19 protein-coding genes are annotated in these 19,853 nt (G+C 28.7%); 14 read left to right on the top strand and 5 right to left on the bottom strand.

Annotation, left to right across the window (positions count from 1 at the left end):
- The first annotated feature begins 132 nt into the window (after positions 1-132).
- Positions 133-1,743 (top strand): S8 family serine peptidase, encoded by a 1,611-nt coding sequence (locus tag EAH69_RS12785; RefSeq protein WP_121935602.1) that lies wholly within the window; start codon positions 133-135, stop codon positions 1,741-1,743.
- 710 nt (positions 1,744-2,453) lie between these two features.
- Here EAH69_RS12785 and EAH69_RS12780 read toward each other — a convergent pair.
- Positions 2,454-3,410, bottom strand: coding sequence for an IS110 family RNA-guided transposase (locus tag EAH69_RS12780; protein ID WP_121935601.1), 957 nt, complete (start codon positions 3,408-3,410; stop codon positions 2,454-2,456).
- 873 nt (positions 3,411-4,283) lie between these two features.
- On the opposite strand from EAH69_RS12780, the gene EAH69_RS12775 reads away from it, so the two are divergent.
- From EAH69_RS12775 to EAH69_RS12755, 5 genes are all read left to right on the top strand, one after another.
- Positions 4,284-4,871 carry a Crp/Fnr family transcriptional regulator gene (locus EAH69_RS12775; protein ID WP_121935600.1) on the top strand — a complete coding sequence of 196 codons (588 nt, stop codon included), beginning with the start codon at positions 4,284-4,286 and terminating at the stop codon, positions 4,869-4,871.
- A 106-nt stretch (positions 4,872-4,977) separates the two neighbouring features.
- A complete protein-coding gene (locus EAH69_RS12770) occupies positions 4,978-5,493 on the top strand; it encodes a 2,4'-dihydroxyacetophenone dioxygenase family protein (protein WP_121935599.1) in 516 nt (171 codons plus the stop codon).
- Between the two features lie 5 nt (positions 5,494-5,498).
- A complete protein-coding gene (locus EAH69_RS12765; RefSeq protein WP_121935598.1) occupies positions 5,499-6,257 on the top strand; it encodes an SDR family NAD(P)-dependent oxidoreductase in 759 nt (252 codons plus the stop codon).
- A gap of 215 nt (positions 6,258-6,472) precedes the next feature.
- The gene (locus EAH69_RS12760) at positions 6,473-6,703 is read left to right on the top strand and encodes a DUF2798 domain-containing protein (protein WP_121935597.1); all 231 of its coding nucleotides are present in this window, start codon (positions 6,473-6,475) and stop codon (positions 6,701-6,703) included.
- A 76-nt stretch (positions 6,704-6,779) separates the two neighbouring features.
- Positions 6,780-8,327, top strand: coding sequence for a hypothetical protein (locus EAH69_RS12755; RefSeq protein WP_121935596.1), 1,548 nt, complete (start codon positions 6,780-6,782; stop codon positions 8,325-8,327).
- A gap of 30 nt (positions 8,328-8,357) precedes the next feature.
- On the opposite strand, the gene EAH69_RS12750 is transcribed toward EAH69_RS12755, so the two are convergent.
- From EAH69_RS12750 to pepE, 4 genes are all read right to left on the bottom strand, one after another.
- The gene (locus EAH69_RS12750; RefSeq protein WP_230466822.1) at positions 8,358-8,681 is read right to left on the bottom strand and encodes a DUF2200 domain-containing protein; all 324 of its coding nucleotides are present in this window, start codon (positions 8,679-8,681) and stop codon (positions 8,358-8,360) included.
- Between the two features lie 149 nt (positions 8,682-8,830).
- Complete coding sequence (locus EAH69_RS14145) at positions 8,831-9,013, bottom strand: LytTR family transcriptional regulator DNA-binding domain-containing protein (RefSeq protein WP_394338583.1); 183 nt, start codon at positions 9,011-9,013, stop codon at positions 8,831-8,833.
- Between the two features lie 712 nt (positions 9,014-9,725).
- On the bottom strand, positions 9,726-10,157 hold the full coding sequence (locus tag EAH69_RS12740; protein WP_121935593.1) for a hypothetical protein: 432 nt from the start codon (positions 10,155-10,157) through the stop codon (positions 9,726-9,728).
- 78 nt (positions 10,158-10,235) lie between these two features.
- Positions 10,236-10,955, bottom strand: a complete 720-nt coding sequence (gene pepE, locus EAH69_RS12735; RefSeq protein ID WP_121935592.1) for a dipeptidase PepE — start codon at positions 10,953-10,955, stop codon at positions 10,236-10,238.
- 774 nt (positions 10,956-11,729) lie between these two features.
- Here pepE and EAH69_RS12725 point away from each other — a divergent pair.
- From EAH69_RS12725 to EAH69_RS12690, 8 genes are all read left to right on the top strand, one after another.
- Positions 11,730-13,142, top strand: a complete 1,413-nt coding sequence (locus EAH69_RS12725) for a M1 family aminopeptidase (protein ID WP_147439147.1) — start codon at positions 11,730-11,732, stop codon at positions 13,140-13,142.
- Between the two features lie 947 nt (positions 13,143-14,089).
- A complete protein-coding gene (locus EAH69_RS12720) occupies positions 14,090-14,512 on the top strand; it encodes a hypothetical protein (RefSeq protein WP_121935589.1) in 423 nt (140 codons plus the stop codon).
- Between the two features lie 216 nt (positions 14,513-14,728).
- Positions 14,729-15,511 carry an SH3 domain-containing protein gene (locus EAH69_RS12715; protein ID WP_121935588.1) on the top strand — a complete coding sequence of 261 codons (783 nt, stop codon included), beginning with the start codon at positions 14,729-14,731 and terminating at the stop codon, positions 15,509-15,511.
- Positions 15,512-15,735: 224 nt separating this feature from the next.
- Positions 15,736-16,320, top strand: a complete 585-nt coding sequence (locus EAH69_RS12710; RefSeq protein WP_230466821.1) for a hypothetical protein — start codon at positions 15,736-15,738, stop codon at positions 16,318-16,320.
- A gap of 228 nt (positions 16,321-16,548) precedes the next feature.
- On the top strand, positions 16,549-17,250 hold the full coding sequence (locus tag EAH69_RS12705) for a DUF6994 family protein (RefSeq protein WP_121935587.1): 702 nt from the start codon (positions 16,549-16,551) through the stop codon (positions 17,248-17,250).
- 214 nt (positions 17,251-17,464) lie between these two features.
- Positions 17,465-18,226, top strand: coding sequence for a hypothetical protein (locus tag EAH69_RS12700; protein WP_121935586.1), 762 nt, complete (start codon positions 17,465-17,467; stop codon positions 18,224-18,226).
- A gap of 224 nt (positions 18,227-18,450) precedes the next feature.
- Positions 18,451-18,837 (top strand): hypothetical protein, encoded by a 387-nt coding sequence (locus EAH69_RS12695; protein ID WP_121935585.1) that lies wholly within the window; start codon positions 18,451-18,453, stop codon positions 18,835-18,837.
- 273 nt (positions 18,838-19,110) lie between these two features.
- Positions 19,111-19,596: a hypothetical protein gene (locus EAH69_RS12690; RefSeq protein WP_147439146.1), complete on the top strand. Its 486-nt coding sequence runs from the start codon at positions 19,111-19,113 to the stop codon at positions 19,594-19,596.
- The last annotated feature ends 257 nt before the right edge of the window (positions 19,597-19,853 follow it).

The raw sequence follows: 19,853 nt of genomic DNA, 5'->3' as shown, positions 1-19,853 counted from the left end.
TAGATTTTTAATAATATTCAAGGCTCCAACTTAGTTTGGAGCCTTTTTTGTTTTAATTAGATTGTAGGATTATTAAGTAACATTTTTTACTTTTAAGCTACTAATTTGATAATGATATAATAAACTAACAATATGAAAAAAATAGTATACAGTTTAGCTGTAGCATTGATGGTTGCTACATCAGCTTTTGCTCAACAAACGCCAAGAGAAGAAATTGATTTAAAATCATGGCAACATTTATCAGTTGAACAATCTGGTGTTTATGGAGTAAATACACAAAAAGCATTGGATTTTTTAAAACAAAAAAATAAAAAAGCACAAACATTAGTCGTTGGTGTTTTAGATTCTGGTGTCGAAGTAACTCATGAAGATTTAAAAGATAATGTTTGGGTTAATCCGAACGAAAAGAAGGACGGAAAAGACAACGATAAAAATGGATACATTGATGATATTCATGGATGGAATTTTATTGGAGGAAAAGACGGTAAAAATGTTGATGCTGATACATTAGAATTAACACGGTTATTCAAAAAAGCAAAAGAAAAATTCGAAACGAGTAAAGATGCTGCTACGAATAAAACGAAGTTCCCAGCTGAATATGAAAAATATACTGAATTAAAGAAAGAATACGAAGCCAAATTTGCTGAAGCTAAACAAATGTCTTCTCAAATGAAGATGATTTCTGATAATTTATCTAAACCTTTAGATGTTTTAATCGCTGAATTAGGTGATCAAAAATTAACAGAAGAGTTCATGTTAACTTACGAACCAAAATCACAAGAAGCCAAACAAGGAATGATGTTATTTGCAATGGTTCCTAAAGAAGCTTGGGCTGGTAAAACAATGAAAGTTTTTGGCAAAGAAATATTAGATGAAATTAACGAAGGTTACAAACACTATTCTGAGCAAGAAAAATACAATTTAAACTTAGATTTTGATCCTCGTTCTATTGTTGGTGATGATTATTCAAATATCAAAGAAAAATCATACGGAAATGCTGATGTTGATGGCCCAGATTCAAATCACGGAACACATGTTTCAGGAATTATTGCTGCTAAACGTGGTAACGGTTTAGGAATTGACGGAATTGCTGGAGATGGAAATGTAAGAATTATGTCTGTGCGTACTGTTCCTAATGGTGACGAACGTGATAAAGACGTTGCAAATGCGATTCGTTATGCTGTAGATAATGGAGCAAAAATCTTAAATATGTCTTTTGGTAAAGCATATTCACCAGACAAAGAAACAGTTTGGGAAGCATTCAAATATGCAGCAGATAAAGGTGCATTATTAATTAAAGCGGCTGGTAACGACGATTTAAATATTGATACAGATATCCACTATCCAACAGTTTATAACGACAAAGGTGTAGCAGTTTCTAATAATGTTATTACTGTAGGATCTTCTACAAGTGATTCGGCAGTATTAAAATCAAGTTTCTCTAATTATGGTAAAAAATCAGTAGATGTTTTCGCTCCAGGTTCTGAGATTTATTCAGCAATCCCAACACGAGATGGTGTTTATAAATCAAATTCTGGTACGTCTATGGCTTCTCCTGTTGTTGCTGGTGTAGCTGCTTTGGTTTGGTCACACTACCCTACTTTAACTGCAGTACAAGTAAAACAAATCATTATGGAGTCAGTAAACAAAAATGATCAGTTAACTGATATTTCTGTAACAGGTGGTGTTGTTGATGCTTATAAGGCTGTTCAATTAGCTGATAAAATGGCTTCAAAGAAATAATATTTTTGAAAGATATAATTATAAATCCTCTCGTAATGAGAGGATTTTTTTTATATAATTTTCTTTTGCTAACGCAACGAATATCATTAGAAATTACGGGGATTCTTCGACAAGCTCTGAATGACAGTGTGTATCTTATTTCTCGTAATAAAAACTTGAACTGATTATTTATATATTGAATGCGATCCTGAAATGAAATCAGGATGACATTACTTTTTTCTTGATAAAAAAGTAATCAAAAAATCAAGACTGTAAATCTATTAGACTAAAATTAAATATCATTTCGGAAATGAATTAAATGTTTCCTTTCAGTCACTAATTCATTTTTATCCTTCATTCTATTTAATTTTTTAACGTCTTAGATTTAAATGTCAGTTTATTATATATAAACGCTTCGACAAGCTAAGCATGATAAAGGTAAGATTAAGATACGATTCTGAAATGAGTTTAGGAGGACTTGACTTATATTATATAGTCAATACTTTTTTCTTGATAAAAAAGTAATCAAAAAATCAAGGCTGTAAATCCTTTAGCTAAAAAATAAGTTCTAAAGTCTAAACAATTTAAATCATTCCCTACGGTCAGTAAATTGTTTTTAACGACTTTCTTCTAATTTTTCTTAACGCAAGAATTTAATGCCGGGTTTACTGCTTGATTAAATTGAAGAATGGGTTTGATGAGATTCCTCGATACCTCGGAATGTTCTGTGTTTATAAACAAAAATTTTCACTATAATTTTGGTTAGATTTACCAATAGCAAAAATCTGTTTGATTAGTTTATTTGCTATAGCAACTTTTATTACTCGTTCAAGTTTACCTTTCGCTTTTAATCGATCGTACATTTCTTTGCAAGATTTATTATAATATTTGGCTGACCAACTGCATAAATAAAGTAATTTTCTAAGTTGAGCTTTACCCATTTTACAAATATGTCCTTTCCCTCGAACACTGCTTCCACTTTGATAGATCCGTGGACTAAATCCGATATAAGCGATGAGTTGTTTATAATTATCAAACTTCCTGAAATTATCTGTGATCAAAGCCATCATCATAGCTGTTTTGGGACCAACTCCTGGAATAGATTCTAAATGTGCTAATGTTTCTCCATATTCAGCTTTAGACAATAAAAGCATTTGTTGCTCTATTTTCTCTTTTGATTTTTCTAAATAACATATATCTTTTTTAAGTTCTTTTTCTAAAAATGAATCTAAACATCTACTGCTAATATAAGACTCCAACTGATGCTTATTCTGATGAATCTGCTTGTTTATAAGCTCTAATCGGGTATAAAGTTGTCGAAGCTTTATATTATTTTTACTTTCTAATTTCCATAATTTCAAATCGTTTTTCATTCCAAATTCTGCTATGATTTTGGAATCTTTTTTGTCTGTTTTAGCTCGATAGAGCATCATCTGACTGAAACGTTTGATCACCAATGGATTTTCTACGCAAACTTGAATATGCTTTTGAAATAGATAACTTGCTAGCCCAAAATAATAGCTACCAGAGGCTTCCATCACCACCCAATCGTCTTGATTAATCAATCTGTTTAAGGCTTTAAAACCTTTTTGATTATTCTCAAAAATTAAGTGTTGCCACTTCTCATTTTCAAGAAAACTTACATCAAATGTTTGTTTAATAATGTCAATTCCTATAATTTTATTCATAACAAATGTTTTAATCAAAAAGATCTCTACATTAATTTATCTATTCTAAATACAGGTTTTATTACCTAAAGTTTTGTTCAAATTTTTGTAGGAAGGGTAAAGGAACTAACATCCCGAACGGTCTACGACGACAAATGACAAACTATAGTTTTTTTCTTTACCCTGGTCTTTTCTTATATGTTTACGATTCTAATTTAATCTTTTACAAACATAGAATGACTATACATTTGTCAAGCTGAATTTATTTCAGCTTCACATAGCATTTTAAAGTGAATTACATATGAAAAGATTCTTCGACAGACTTAGAATAGCAGCGTTTAGTAAATTTTTAAATGATTTATTACTTTTTTCTTGATAAAAAAGTAACCAATTCTTCTGCAAGCTCAGCACAAGCAATCAAGGCTATAAATCTATTTGACTAAAATTAAATTTTAATACGGGTATAAATTAAATAACTCTCTATCGTTAGCAAATTCATACTTTTCCTACTTAAAATTTAATTTATTAACGTCATAGATTTAGAGGCCAGTCTATATACGTTTTAGATTATAGGTAATACTTTATAAGTTTTAGATTCTACTCATCATGTCATTCTGAATGAATCGTTAGTGGAATGAGATTCTGAAATGAAATCAGAGTTATACTAATTAATAATCTTAAACTATTTAGATTTAACCATGTCATTCTTTCTAAATCTTAGGATTCCTTATTCCTTGGAGTAGCATTTACTTTATTCTTAAACGTCTCTAAAAAACTTCAACTGTTGAGTTGAAATTTTAAATAAAATCTAATACTTAGTCTTTTTATATATTAATTACTTTTTTAGTTAGACTTATTATTATATTTAAATACTAATTTAAACTTCAACTAATTATGATTAATTCTATAAAAGAAAATTTGACGAAAAGAGTAGAATTATCAGAAGATGAATTAAAACTATTTTGTTCGGCTTTAGTTTATAAAAAAGTTAAAAAAAACAAATTAATTCATGTCGAAAATTCTGTAATGCAACATTTTTTTTTTATTGAAAAAGGATTGCTTCGTATGTATACAACTACTAACAAATTCGAAGAACAAACTTTTGAATTTTGTTATGAAAACACATGGATTGTTGACTTAAAATCATTACAAGAAAAGGCACTTAGCCAAATAAACATTGAAACTTTAGAAGATTGCGAACTATATTCATTACATATAGATGATGTTATCCGACTTCATCATCAAATACCTTCATTAGAAAAATTTAGTCGAATTCATGCTGAAGAAAGATATATTGAAGCTATGATAAGAATACAACAATTATATCATCCAAATTTAAGTTCAAAGGATAGATTCCAATCATTTAATATACATTATCCGATGTTAAGAAATCGAATTTCATCACAACATCTAGCTTCATTTTTAGGAGTCGTACCTGAAACAATTAGTCGACTTAAAAGAGAACTTATTATACAAAAATAAATTGAATAAACCAAAATAGTAGATCATATAAAAATTTGATTTAGAATCTTTTTTACCTAATCTAGTTAATTCATCTTTGTTATTATAACCACAAATAACAAAAATTATGAATGAACAATTAAAAGAAATCACTCCATTTTATTGGATGACTGAACCTAAATTAACTCATAAAGAAAATAATGTAAAAGAATTTGTTAATCCTGATGATATACCATGGACTGATTGGTTGATGCCAGGAACAAAGTTTAAATTATTATATTGTGATTTAGCATCTGGATTTTTTACAATTCTATTAGAAGTTGAAGCTGGTGTCCAAGCAAGTGTACATTGGCATTTTGGTACAGCACAAGCTTATATTCTAAAAGGAAGCTTTTACTATGACAAAGGAGATATTGGAGATATATCAAACTGCTATACTTGTGAAACTGGCGGAAGTGTTCATCAACCTTTTTCAGATGAAGGATGTGTGATGTTGGGAATTATGTTTGGACCGATTGCAGGATATCATGAGGGTAAAATGGTTGTTGTTGCTGATGCTAAACTACATTATGAATTAGCTAAACAAAATAATGCAACTTCACAAACAACAGTAGTTGGATACATACAAGAACCTTTAAAATAAATTTTATGCTTTTACATAATAAAGTTATATTAGTTACAGGTGCTGGTTCAGGAATTGGTCGTGGAACTTCAAAGGTTTTAGCACGTGAAGGGGCTATTTTATTCTTAACAGATATTAATTCCGATTCACTGCAAGAAACTATAAAATTAATAGATTCCAATGAAAAAATTGAGAGTTTAGTTGTTGATGTCTCCAAAGAAAATGACTTAAAACTTATGATGGAAACTATCGTTTTAAAATTTGGAAGAATTGATGGTGCTTTTAATAATGCTGGGATTTCTGGTCCATCTTCTGAGTTTAAAGATTATGATGATTTAGAATTTGATAAGATCATCCAAACTGATTTAAAATCAGTCTGGACCTCGATGAAATTACAAATTAATCAAATGCTAAAACAAGAAACTAAAGGAGCTATAATAAATACTGCAAGTATTGGAGGTCTAGTAGGCAAACCTGGTATATCAGCTTATATAGCTGCTAAACATGGAGTAGTTGGTTTAACTAAAACAGCATCTTTAGAGTATGGGAAAAAAGGCATCAGAATAAATGCAGTATGTCCAGGAATTATTCGAACTGAAATGCTAGATCAGCTAATTAAATCCGGTACGATGGGAACTGAAGAAGAATGGGCACATTTACAACCAATAGGACGTTTAGGAACCACTGAAGAAATTGGAGAATTTGTAGCATGGGCTCTTTCTGATAAAGCTAGTCTTTTACATGGACAAGCAATTGCATTAGATGGTGGATTTACTTCATCATAGATTTTAAAAGCATCTTTTATAGATGCTTTTATTGTATTGTACCAAATATGATGAAATTCTGAATAAAACGTTAGTAAAATGAGATTCTGAAATAAATTCAGGATAACATTACATTTATCAAGCTGAATTTATTTCAACTTCACAAAGCATTTTAAAGTGATTTACATATAAAAATCTCTTAAGAAAGTAGTTTTGTAATATAAATTTTACTAATAATGAAAAAAAAACATATCAAATTTTTAAGTCTATTATTTATCGTATTTCCAATGTCAATAGTTATGGCTTTAGTAGGTGTATTTAGAAATTTTGGCTTTACCGAAAATTGGTATTTACTGTTTTTAAAATCTCGGACAATTATGTTTCCTGTTGCATATTGTTCAGCCCTTTTATTCTCTCCTTTAGCTAAAAAACTGACTGAAATGTGCGAAAATAAAAACTATAAGTAATTTCAAATACTAAAAAATTGAGCCTTTCATAATGGAAAGGCTTTTTTCTTGATTTTATATTACCTAATTTTATCCAATGGAAATTTGGCAATTACTAAATATTGTAAAATATAAAAAAACATTATTTTTTAGAGAAATTAATACGTCAGAAAGGATTGATGCTTTAATAGAAATCAAAACAAGAGCAACTCCAACTTATATTTCACATATTTTTCCTTTTATATTGGATTCGAATAAAGAAATTAGAGATATTTCACTTAAAATAATTTTAAACTTATTTAATCAAACGATTTCCAAAAAAGACATTTATCAAACTGCAAGAAATTGTGAAATCAAACTAAATGATTTAAATAAAGCTGAAGATCTATTTAATGAACAAGATTTTACGTCAATTTTAACTATTGCATCTTTGAATTATAATGGATATATACGCGAATATGCTTTAACTAAATTGACCGAAATTCAAAATCCAGAGACTTTACCTTATTTTATTTTTCGTTTAGCAGATTGGGTAGAAAACGTAAGAATAACAGCACATAATTCGTTTAAAACCTTTCTAAAACCAGAAAATAGTAAGTATATTGTTGAGAATTTGAATCAATTTTATTGGTTACAACAAGTAGAAAGGGTTGATTTAAAACCCATTTACAATGAGGTTATTCATTTTCTAACCATAGAAAACAGGAAGTATATTTTAGAGAATTTAAACCAATTTAATGAAAAATCTGTTCGAATTATAGCTAAAGAATTTATTCAAATTGCTGATATTACAAATCAAGAACTTAGCTATTTTATTAATCATAAATCTTTGATTGTTCGTCATATTTCTCTTAAGCGATTTGAATTATTTGATCACAATCAAATACAAAAATTCTTAAACGAAAAAGCTGCAAAAATCAGATATGAAACGTTGTATTTATTAAAAGATTCACCTGGTTTTGAAAAAATAATTGAGCAATATATTGTAGATGAATCAGCTTTAATTAGAAATTTCGCAAGATTTACTCTTCGAAATAAAAACATAAATTTTATCGAAATTTACCATCAAAATTTGATAAAAAAAGAAAATATAAATGGTTCAATTTGTGGTTTAGCCGAATTAAATGCTAAAGAATACGAATCCTTAATTAATGATTATTTATACTCTAAAAATGTTAAAATTAAAAAAATAGCATTTTTAGCACTTCAAAAATTGGAATCAAAATCAGCATTTGAATTTGCATTAGAGAATCTAAATACAGAATTAATTGGGCTTAGAAATTTGATTGTAGATTATTTAGAAAACTATCCTACAAATGAAGTTATTGAAAAAGCACGAGAAGTTTTCATTAATAATGGTAAAGATTTAAAAGTATCTATGCTAAAATTATTCTCGAAAATTGGAAATTATGATACAATAAATGATTTGATGTTCGGTTTGATTGATGAAAACGAGAATGTAAGGAATATTGCACAAAATTACATCATGAAGTGGAAAACCAATATGAATAAATATTATTCAGTTCCAACAAACTATCAGATTGAAAAAGCAAAAGAATCTTTACTTTACGTGGATTCTGTTTTAAAAGAAAGAAAATATTTCAATGAAAATCCTACCGAAAATTTAACCATGTATTTCAAATAATATTTAAAACCTCAACGAAATAGTTGAGGTTTATTCCCTAAGAATCTTATCCATCGATTTTCCTTTCGCCAATTCGTCAATTAATTTATCTAAATAACGAATCTTTTGATACAAAGGATCTTCTATCTCTTCTACTCTATAACCACAAATTACACCTTTAATTTTATCTACATTAGGGTTTAATTTTGCTTCAGCAAAAAAGGTTTCAAAATCAATTTTATTCTCGATAATTCGAGTTAGATCAGAAGTTGTATAACCCGTTAACCATTCAATTACTTGATGTAATTCTGCAATCGTTCGGCCTTTTGTCTCCACTTTCTTTACATAATGTGGATACACACTGGCAAAAGACATTTTAAAAACTTTAGTATTCATCATTATAAAATCTAATTATTTTAAGAATAAATTTAATAAATAATCAAAGACTATTTACTTTATTAAAAAAATCAGATTTATATTTTTCAGAAATTATAAATTCTTTATTATTCAGTATTAAACTATTTTTACGGAAAGACTCTATTTTTTTTAAAATTAACAATCTGAGAACGATTCACTTGTACTAGATCATCATTTAAAATTTCAGATAGTTTTTTTAATGTCATTAGTGGTATATATGGTATTAACCTATTTTCTGTATAAATTTTTACATAATCCTTCATACTTTCAGCATATAAAATTTCTGAAATACGAATTTTTACTTTTATTGAATCGACTTTAAGAAATATAAAAATCTCTTCTTTTTCATTTAGAATTTCTAAACGTTTTTGTAGCTTAATTTTCTCAACTGTTTTTTCAAAATCTTGATAACTATAAGGTTTTAAAAGAAAATCAGTAGCTGAAACTTTAAACCGATGAATAGCATATTTACTGTATGCAGAAACAAAAACTAAAGCTATTTTAGGGTGCTTTTTTATTAATAACTATGCCTGTGTTACTGGAGTAATTCTTTTAGAATTAACCATACGATTTTCAGGAGGATCTGGAAGTTTAGTTAAAAATAGTCCATATTTAGAAACACCTTTTTTCAGATATCTACTTTGGGCACATGTTATAGGTGCAGTTTTAACGTATGTTGTTTGGGCTTACACAATTTTTAAATCTGGGAAACAAAATAAAAACAAAGAATTACCAGGAACATTTTCTAAAAATCATAAAATATTTGGATATTTTGTAATTATTGGACTATTCTATACAGGAATTACAGCGTTTATTGTTTGTTTAATGGCGTTTTTTTCTTAGGTTAAATAAAATAAAAAAATCCAGCTTTAAAGCTGGATTTTTAATTATTAATAAACAAAAAATTACATAATTTATACTTCTATTACATATATAGATTTGTTCATCTTAATTTATTATATTTTAGTTGACTCAATATCATAAAATAAGTGTATTTATATTCTAATCATTATCATCAATTTTAGTTGGGAAATTTACAAGAATTAAAAGTTCGTCCGTATTAATTGCATCCGAATTGAAAACAGATAATTTAAAATCACAATTCGGAAAATGGATTTGAATACAATCATTTAATAAATGAATATCACCAAAAGATAACTCAGATTCTTTTGGACAATATACATCCATCGTAATCGAAAATTTTTCATTAATATCTTCAATACGATTGCTATATTTCTCATTCATTTCAATGATAATATCTTCAATTTTACCTTTAAATTTCTGAGACAATTGGGTTTGAGGAAAAAATTTAAACAATTGATTTCTACATTCGGTTATTAGTTGTTTTTGCTCTTCATTTTCTGAATCAACCGAGATATAATCCAGTTTTCTAATCACATTTAATATTGTTTCTGACAAATAAAAATTTTCCATGCAGTAGATTTACTTCTTTTTATAAATGTAGTAAAAATAAAAAGGCGAACATCTCTGTTCGCCATATATTGTAAGAATTTAAATGTAAATCTCTTCACTTAAAATACCTGATTCAACTTCAACCGGTTCTTGATTTGGTTTAAAAATTCGAGCCGTTAAATTTCCTTTTAATTCAATTGTAGAATTCTCCACACGTAACCAGCTTCCTTCGCGTAAACCTATAACAGTTTGCTCGTTGAATTTATGAAACTCATTAATACGTGTTTCTCTCGTTTCTCCTTTATGCGTCGAATTTGGATCTGGATCTAAATAATGCGGATTAATATTAAACGGTAAAAATTGTAAAGCGTCAAAACTTGGCGGATAAACAATAGGCATATCGTTCGTTGTACCAATCGTCAAACCAGTCATATTACTACCTGCACTACTTCCCATATATGGCGTTCCGTTTGCGACAACTTCTCTTAAAACCTCAACCAAACCTAATTCGTACAAAGTTTTAAGTAATAAAAATGTATTTCCACCTCCAATAAAAATAGCTTTCGCATTATTTACAGCTTCTTTTGGATCATCATAACTATGAACTCCAGAAACCTTGATTCCAAAAGGATTTAACGCATCTTTTACACTTTGTGTATAATCATCATGCGAAATCCCTGAAGGACGTGCAAAAGGAATAAAAAGTAGTTCGTCGGTTTGTAAAAAGTCTAAAATCTCTTCACGAATATATTCTAAATATCCACTACCATGAATTGTACTTGTACTAATCACAAGTAAACGATAATTTGGATTGATCATTTTGTAATTTATTTTGAACAAAGTTAAGTTTTAATCTAATAAAAATTAACAATTCTGAGTTTAAAAAAACACCATAAAATTGGAAATTATCAGCTAAATTCGATAAGAAATAATCACAATATGAATAAACTATTTTTAATTGCATTGCTTCTATTCACAAACTAATCTCAAATGTCAAAAAAACGAACCAATACTTCGGCTAGCTCAGCACAAGCAAGACATTGCTTAAATCTACATCTAAAAATAAATTTCATCCGAGGAATAATTTAAATAACTCTTTATCGTTCGCTAAATCATTCTTTTCTCTTCTTCTATTTATTTTTTTAACGTTTACTATTTCAATGCAATTTTTCAAGCATTCTAAATAAATAAATAAATAAATAAATAAATAAATAAAGAATTAATGAATTGATGATCGCCTACTAATTGTTAGGCCTGTTTTGTTGACCGAAACGATAAATGTTTTACTGGTCTTGTCATTCTAAGCTTATCGAAAAAATTTTACTAATAATATATTTTGTTGTAAATAATTTACTCTGTTATATTTTATGATAATAAAACTTTAACATTTCAAATATTATTATATTAAGATATACGAAGTTGTATTTACGAAGATAAATATCTAATCTTTGATATTTATTAACTTAACAAAAATGTACTAATAATGAGAATTTTGAGTAATAAAAAATAATTTGTATATATTATCTATATTCGTATATTTGAGTGTTAGCAGTAATTATGACCGACATACGTAGTAGAAACATCTCCAAACAAATGAAACAAAATTTTATTATTCTTTTATCTTTATTATTGAGTTTAACAACAAATGCTCAAGATAAAATCCCAAAAATATCAGGTACGGCAAAATTTTCAGTTGAAAACGGGACAATTGAGTGTGATATTATTTTAAGTGACTATTCTCAAATCAGCAACTATCTTATACGCCTAAATAAGGGAATGAATATCGTTAATATACAAAGTGTAGAACCTAACGAGTTTTTACTTGGATATAAACGTGAATTGTCGGATAGCTTACAAACTTACGAATCGGTTTCGTACTATTTTCCAGCTGATGTGAAAGGTCAAAAATTTCTACCAAAAAAATTACGCTTTAGATATGTTGGCAAATTTCCAGTTATTAATGATACCATTTCTGAAAATTATCAAAAAGCCGATTGGAGAGGCAATATAGCCTTTATGAATGGATTATTACGAATGGATGGCTATCAATCTGCTTGGTTTCCTACATTGTATGATATTGACAATGACTTTCAATACGAACTTGTAAAATATGATATTGAACTCATTTGTGAAGACTGCGAACAAATTTACATTAATGGCTCAAAACCTATAAATGCCAAAAGAGGACATTTCGTAAGCGAAAGCCCAAGAGAACCTTATATTTTCATCGGAAAATATGATATACAAGAAGCCGAAAATATTACGTTGCTAAATGCAAATTTCACGAAAAATCAGGTTGCTGAATTTGATAAAATTAATGGCAAGGTTGTAGATTTTTTGAGCTCTTATACCAATATCCCATACCTCGAAAAAGTACATTGGGTACAGGCGTATTTGACCGCAAATGAAAAAGGTTATTTTGCTTTTGCTAGTAATCCAACTTTTACACTTTGTGGTAATCCGCCAAGTGATTTGAAGGCAACTTTTGACAAACAATTGGAAGGGGGATTTTTATTGACATTGGCACACGAATTGAGCCATTATTATTTTGGAACAATAAAAAATTGTAACACTACATTAGAGAATTTGCTTGACGAAGGTTTTGCGGAATTTATGTCTTTAAAATTTGCTGAGAGCATAGGAATGGAACAGAAAGTTAAAGAATCGCTCAAAAGTAGTTTGGAGTATGTAGAAGATGAAGATTTTAAATTTAAACCAATCGGTGAGATTTCCAGTTTAGCTGACATTAACGACAGAGAAACTTACGGTTATGATTATCAACCTTTGATTTTATTTAGCATAGAAAAAGAAATCGGGAAAGAAAAAATGAAACAGTGGATTCGACTTTTATTAAAGAGTGACACACCAACTTCCGATAAGGATTTTATGAAGAGTACATTGCGAGAAGTAATTGGAAATGAAAAAGATTACTCAAAAGTTATCAATAAGTTTTTTCACGGAGAGCATACAGTAAAAAACATAAGTGAAACTCTTAAATTATTATAACTACTGCTAACAAGGTATTGCCAAAAGCGGGGCTAAAGTGCTAAATTCAAGCTTTGTGCTTCTATCTCCGCCAAAAACGAATTTTATTCGTTTTTAATTTATAAATTTAACTCTTAATAATTCGTTTTGGCTCGCCTCGGTGCAAAATCGAAACTTATCGCTTCGATTTCCCCGCCTTCGGCAATACCCTAAACGTTACACGCAATTGCCAAATGGGTTTCTGTAATGTTTGAACTTCTTTTTTTACCGATTTTATTTTTGATTTTTCACAATTTTCAAACCTCGGATTTAGTTATTTTCATACTTAGTTTATGAACCGAAAATTTGATGTTTTCTAATTTTACATTTTCAGTATTATTTAAACGTTCTTGAAGTTTTGTTTAAGATTTTGGGATTTTATAAAAACAAAATTCTTTCGTTTTCTTGAAATTTAGTTTAAAAAACAAACACACTTTTCATATTTCAAAAGTTAATTTTCTTTATTTTTCGAACAAATTCCGCTTTGTATTTTTTAGCGTCGTTTTCTGCTTTTTCAAACTCGATTTTTTACCGAAATTTTATATTCCGAGATTATGTTTTCTATTATTTTCTGAAACTTATCGCTTTCTTAAAAAACTGTGCTTTTTCCAAAATTGAAACTTCCGCTTTTTCCATTAAATTATAAGAATATCAAGCTGCAAATTCTGTTTTCAAATGTTCAATTCAAAATTTTTCATACAGCTACGCAAAAGCGTGTAACATGGTATTTGCGAAAAACGGTCTGAAAGTAAACTTTCAGACTATGTTTTTCTCTCGCAAAATTGCTCTTGTTTCAATTTATTTCTTAAATTTATCAAAACAAAAGAGCAATTTGCTCAGTTCGTGACGAATTGAACTTCGTTCAATTTCCTCCCGTTCTTCGCAAAATACCCGGCTCGTTGTACGATATCCTAATTGAGACCTCATAAATGAAAAATATAAAATTCTTATTAACAATTCCAAGTTTTTTTGTTTTAATCGCTTGCCCATCACATCATTTTTTCGAATATAAATACATTGGTAATTCTATGAATTCTAAATTTTCTATAGATAACAAAATTTTAAATATTGGATTTCTAAACCAATTTATCGAAGAAAAAGAGAAAGGTTTAGTTGTAATTGCAAATAAAAAAATTGAAAATGATATCTTAGAAATTAACTCATCTAAATTTGGTGTAATTAATAAAACTTTACCAATTAATGGATTATATCAATATAATAAAGATTCTATTGTAGTATTTGTTAATAAATTTAAATCTAAAAATGAGTCAAAAATATTAGAAGATTTAAAAAATGATACTATTATTGTTAAATTTAAAAATGGTGAGAACTATTATTTTGTGAAAGAATAGGACATCGTACAACATAGTATTTCGCAAAAAACGGGCTGAAAGTAAACTTTTATCCCATCTTTTTCCGCTCGCAAAATTGCTTTTCTTAAAACTTTCAATTAATTTAGTTTCAGCCAAGCAATTTGCTTGAACGGACAAACTTGAACTTCGTTCAATTTCTCTCCCGTTCTTCGCAAATACTCGGCTCGTTAGCAGAAATACTTTAAACCTGAATAAATGAATAAATTTTTATTAATATTTTTTTTAATAACTCCAATTTACATATTTTCACAAGTAAACGTCAAAGGATATTACAGAAAAGATGGAACATATGTAAGACCTCACGTTAGAACTTATCCTAACAATACTGTAACAGACAATTATAGTTATCCGGGAAATTATAATCCTAACTTAGAATACAATAAACCAAATTATAATTCAAATTATAATAACTCTAGATTAAATAGTTCATCAAATAATTCTAATTACAATAACTATAATAATTCTGAAACAAAAAAGAACTCAAATTATTCCAACTCTGACAATTCTAGATATAGTTCAAAGAAGTATGTAAATACCCAAAAAGTAAACATTAGAAGTACTCCAAATACAGGTAATAATATTATTGGTGAACTATCATACGGAGAAGAAATAAAATTTTTAAACAAAGTAGGTTATTGGGATAAAGTAATCGTAAAAACATATAACTCATATTCAAATTCTTATGAAAACAACATAGGTTATATAAATAGTAGATTTCTAAGTAATTCTAATAATTCAAACGAGATTATTTATAATAATTATGAAAAAAATGTACAAAAAAAATATATGGTAATTGCCTCGAAAACTCATTTTTGTAACTCACCTAATATAAATAGTAAAAAAACGTCTTATTTGGTCTATGGAGATATGATTAATTCAATTGCTGAATCTAAATATTTCGTTTATACTGAATTTTATAATAGTAGTGGAAAGAAAACTATTGGTTGGATTCTAAAAGATCATTTAACAATTTACTAAAAGTACTTCTGCTAACAAAGTATTTGCGAAAAAACGGGTTGAAGGCTAACTTTTTTGTCATAATTTTCCACTCGCAAAATTGCTTTTCTTAAAACAATACACTAATTTAGTTTTAGCCAAGCAATTTGCTTGAACGGACGAACTTGAACTTTGTTCAATTTCTCTCCCGTTCTTCGCAAATACTCGGCTCGTTAGCAGAAAGTTTTAACCAACAAACCGCAGAAATGAAATCCGAAATAAAATATATTGAACTCAAATCAGGATTTAGTGATAATGGTCCTGCCTGGATTGCACTTGTTTCATTTTCAAAAAGCGGAAAAACCATTTATTTTGACGGAAAAGCATTTCAAACATTAAATGGAAATGGAATTGCAGGGAATTTTTTTGATATTGAAAACGGAGATGAGTATTGGATTTCAGGAGTAAAGAAAAATCAAAAAGATAGACATAAATTCGGTGGAGGAAAAATTTTCATCGAAAAACGAATTCTAAATGAATATCTTAAAATTATTGGTGCTCAAACATTAAATTTAAGTCACTATGAAATTATTGATGTTATCGAGGAAATTCCAATTTCAAAATTTATTGAAATGGAAAATCAAAAATATGAATCTGACTCTCAAATTACTGATGATAAAAGATTTCTAAAACCGAGCGAAATGAAGGACTATGAATTAGAGTATTTTATTGATTATTATTACGAAAATTCTATAAACGGAAGATATTTAAAAGGTCGAAAATTGTCACGAAATAAAATGAATGAATTGTTGGCTGAAAAGGAATTACGAAAACAAAAAACCTTCTGCTAACATCGGCTTGGCAAAATGCGGGGTTAAATGCAAAATTGTACTTCTCGCCTTTTTATCCGCCAAAAGCTGTTTGCTTTTGTTTTTTTATTAAATTTACCAAAAGGCTCACAGCTTTGGCTACGTCTCGGTCTGAATTGAACTTTCGCTCAATTCAAGCCCGCACTTCGCCAAGCCGCGGCCCGTTAGCTGTAATGCATCCAAAAATTGCGTATAATACTGAAACGTTAAATGATTGAAATCGACATAAATTTTGATTTTAGAAAAGATAGCCTTTGTGGCGATCCAGATTCTGATAGTCCAAAACTTTATGAAATTCATAAATTCTTATGGAGTAAAAAGCTTCCTTCTGAACAATCAATCTTATTTGAAACATTAAAAATCGGTGGTAAATTCGGCAGAATTGTTTTAAAAAATAATTTAATTGATAATCTTTCTAGCGATAGAATGTGTCCTCATTTTGTTGGTAAATACAAAGGTCGATTTGACGATTGGTTAACTGAAAAAGAAAGAGAAGATTTTAAACACATTGCAAGAACAATTGGAGGACATATTGTTTTTCCTGCACATAAGAAAAATGGCTTCACAATTAATCAAGCTAGAGGTGTAAACCGAAAAATAAGCGATAGATTTGACTTAACACTTGAATGTATTAGATTATTTTACTTGAATGAACAAAGTCCACTTTATAATGCAATTAGTCGATATGAAGATTTTTTCAAACTTTTCGTAAACTTTGAAAATTACATAAACTTCTTTTTACTTCAAGATTTTGTAACTGAAAATTACGAAGTAAAATTTTGTCTTCCATTTGACAATTTTGAACGTTCTCCTTTGCCACAAAATATTGAAGAATATAAGTCTTATAAGGACGAAACAATCGACAAAATCATTAAAAGAAACAAACGAATAAAAAATATGCACAGCAGGTAACATCGGCTTGGCAAAATGCGGGGTTAAGTGCAAAATTGAACTTCTCTCCTATTTTATCCGCCAAAAGCTGTTTGCTTTTGTTTTTTTATTAAATTTACAAAAGGCTCACAGCTTTGGCTACGTTTCGGTCTGAATTGAACATTCGCTCAATTCAAGCCCGCACTTCGCCAAGCCGCGGCCCGTTAGCTGCAATATTCGACAGACCTTCACCCATATGAAAATAATTGAAAATAAACCCTTAACAGAATTTAGTAAACTACCTATTCAAGTTCAATCAACTAAAAAGGTAGATTTGACAAAATCTGAATTACCTCCAAATGAGCAAGAAGAACTTTTAAAAAAGCTTTTTCAAGAAATTGGTAAATTAAAAGATAGTGGAAAAATTATTTTAGCCCAGAGTTCAGGTTCTGAATCTTATGTAATGGCAAGAATAATCCCTAGTAAAGCTAAGAATAATCCACTAGTATTTACAGAACCAAATCCAGTAACAATATATTATAATTGCGCAATTGCTCATATAGAAACGTCTTTGGAATTACAAGCAAAAATCATTAATAATTCTTGGAGTCCTATTGATTTATATAATGAATTTATTTCATTTTTTAGTGAATCATTCCAAGGAATCACACAACTTTTAATGTCCCTCGAAGCTCTTTTTAATCAACTAATACCTGATGATATTGAACTAAATTTAAACGGCAAAAATCTTACAAAAAAAGACATTGAGTGGCAAAAATTTAAAGAAAAGTATCGTTACATTCTTCCAGAAATTAGCGGAATAAATCTGTTTGAAGATTACAATGATGATTATCAAAATATAATTACATTAAATGACATAAGGAATGATTTAATACATCTAAAATCTATAAGAAAAGAAAACTTCACGTACTATCAGGCTTTATTTAAAACTTTAATAGATTTAGATTATAAAAGATTTTCAAATTCTGTTCATAAAATTATTACAATACTACAATAAATACTGCAGCTAACAAGGGTTTGGCGCAATGGCGGGTTAAGGCTATAATTTGAAGTTTCGGCTTTCTATTCCGCAAAAAGCCAATTATATTGACTTTTTTCATAAATTTATTCAATTAATTGGCTTTTGCTTACTGTGTCGCTAAATTGAAACTTTTCGCTTCAATTTCCGCCACTGACGCCAAGCCCCGAAACGTTGTACGCAATTATCCCAACTCTCAATAAATGGATTTTACAAATATTGAAATACAATATATTTACTTAGAATTACTTAAATCTGAAAAAGAGATTGAAGAAATTTTAAATCATCCTTCAAAATTTCCATCTAAAATAATTGAAAGTTTATCTATTAAAATCGCGCATAATTATTGGAAAAAAGACTTAGATTATTCCACTGCTAATGACTTAATTTCAAATCTATTTGGATATTATTTAACGAATGAAAATTTCTTCAAAAATTATACTTTCCCTGAGGTTTCTTGGAAAATTTTTAATGCTTTTGATACGGGAGAATATCATCATAAAGGAGATGATAAAGAAGTAGATCCAGTAGAAAAATATACTAATGCTGAAATTGAAAATATTTTAAAAAAGACCGAGATTATTAAATAAACTGCGTACAACATAGTATTTCGCGAAAAACGGGCTGAAAGTAAACTTTCAGCCTATCTTTTTCCGCTCGCAAAATTGCTTTTCTAAAAACATTAACCTAAATTAGTTTTAGAAAAGAGCAATTTGCTTGAACGAACGAACTTGAGCTTTCGCTCAAATTCTCTCCCGTTCTTCGCAAATACTCGGCTCGTTAGCTGTAATTTCAAAAACAGTACTCATATGAAATTCAATATTTTCAAATCAATATTCCGAAACAATAAAAATTCTGATTCAATGGATAAAAAAGCAGAAGAATTAGATGAATTAGGTCTATTAAAAAATGAATTAATGGAATACGATAAAAATGTTGATTTTTATTACACAAATCTAATTAACTCATTAATACTTTATACCTATAATTCAATTGAACTTGAAAGCTTAGCACCAATTTTAATTGATCCATTAACTGAATTATACGAAGAGTTAGATTACGCCTTTTTACCTGTTTGTTTTGAAACTGTATTTAGAAATGCTAAAATTGATATAGAATTTAAAGAACAACTTCTAAGATTTAAAAATCAAGTTGATGAAATTCCAAACGAAATTTGGGATTATGAATTTATTGATAATCACGAGAAATGGTTTGAAGTAAAAAAGTCAGCTGAAAAAATCCTAACTAATATCGGAATTCAGCACAGATTATTTGACTGTAAAAACCATCAAGTATTGGATATGAATGACAATGTGATTTACCAAAAACCAGATACGAACGAGAAATAAAGAAACTACAGCTAACATCGGCTTGGCAAAATGCGGGGTTAAGTTCAAAATTGAACTTCTCGCCTTTTTATCCGCCAAAAGCTGTTTGCTTTTGTTTTTTTATTAAATTTACCAAAAGGCTCACAGCTTTGGCTACGTCTCGGTCTGAATTGAACTTTCGCTCAATTCAAGCCCGCACTTCGCCAAGCCGCAGCCCGTTATACGCAATTGCAGTTTCGGGCATCCAAGTTTTTCGAACTATTTTCTATCTCAAATTC

It is taken from the genome of Faecalibacter macacae (assembly GCF_003687725.1).
GTDB classification, from domain to species: domain Bacteria; phylum Bacteroidota; class Bacteroidia; order Flavobacteriales; family Weeksellaceae; genus Empedobacter; species Empedobacter macacae.
The sequence above is the reverse complement of the archived record's forward strand: the minus strand, read 5'-3'. Positions and strand labels throughout refer to the sequence as shown.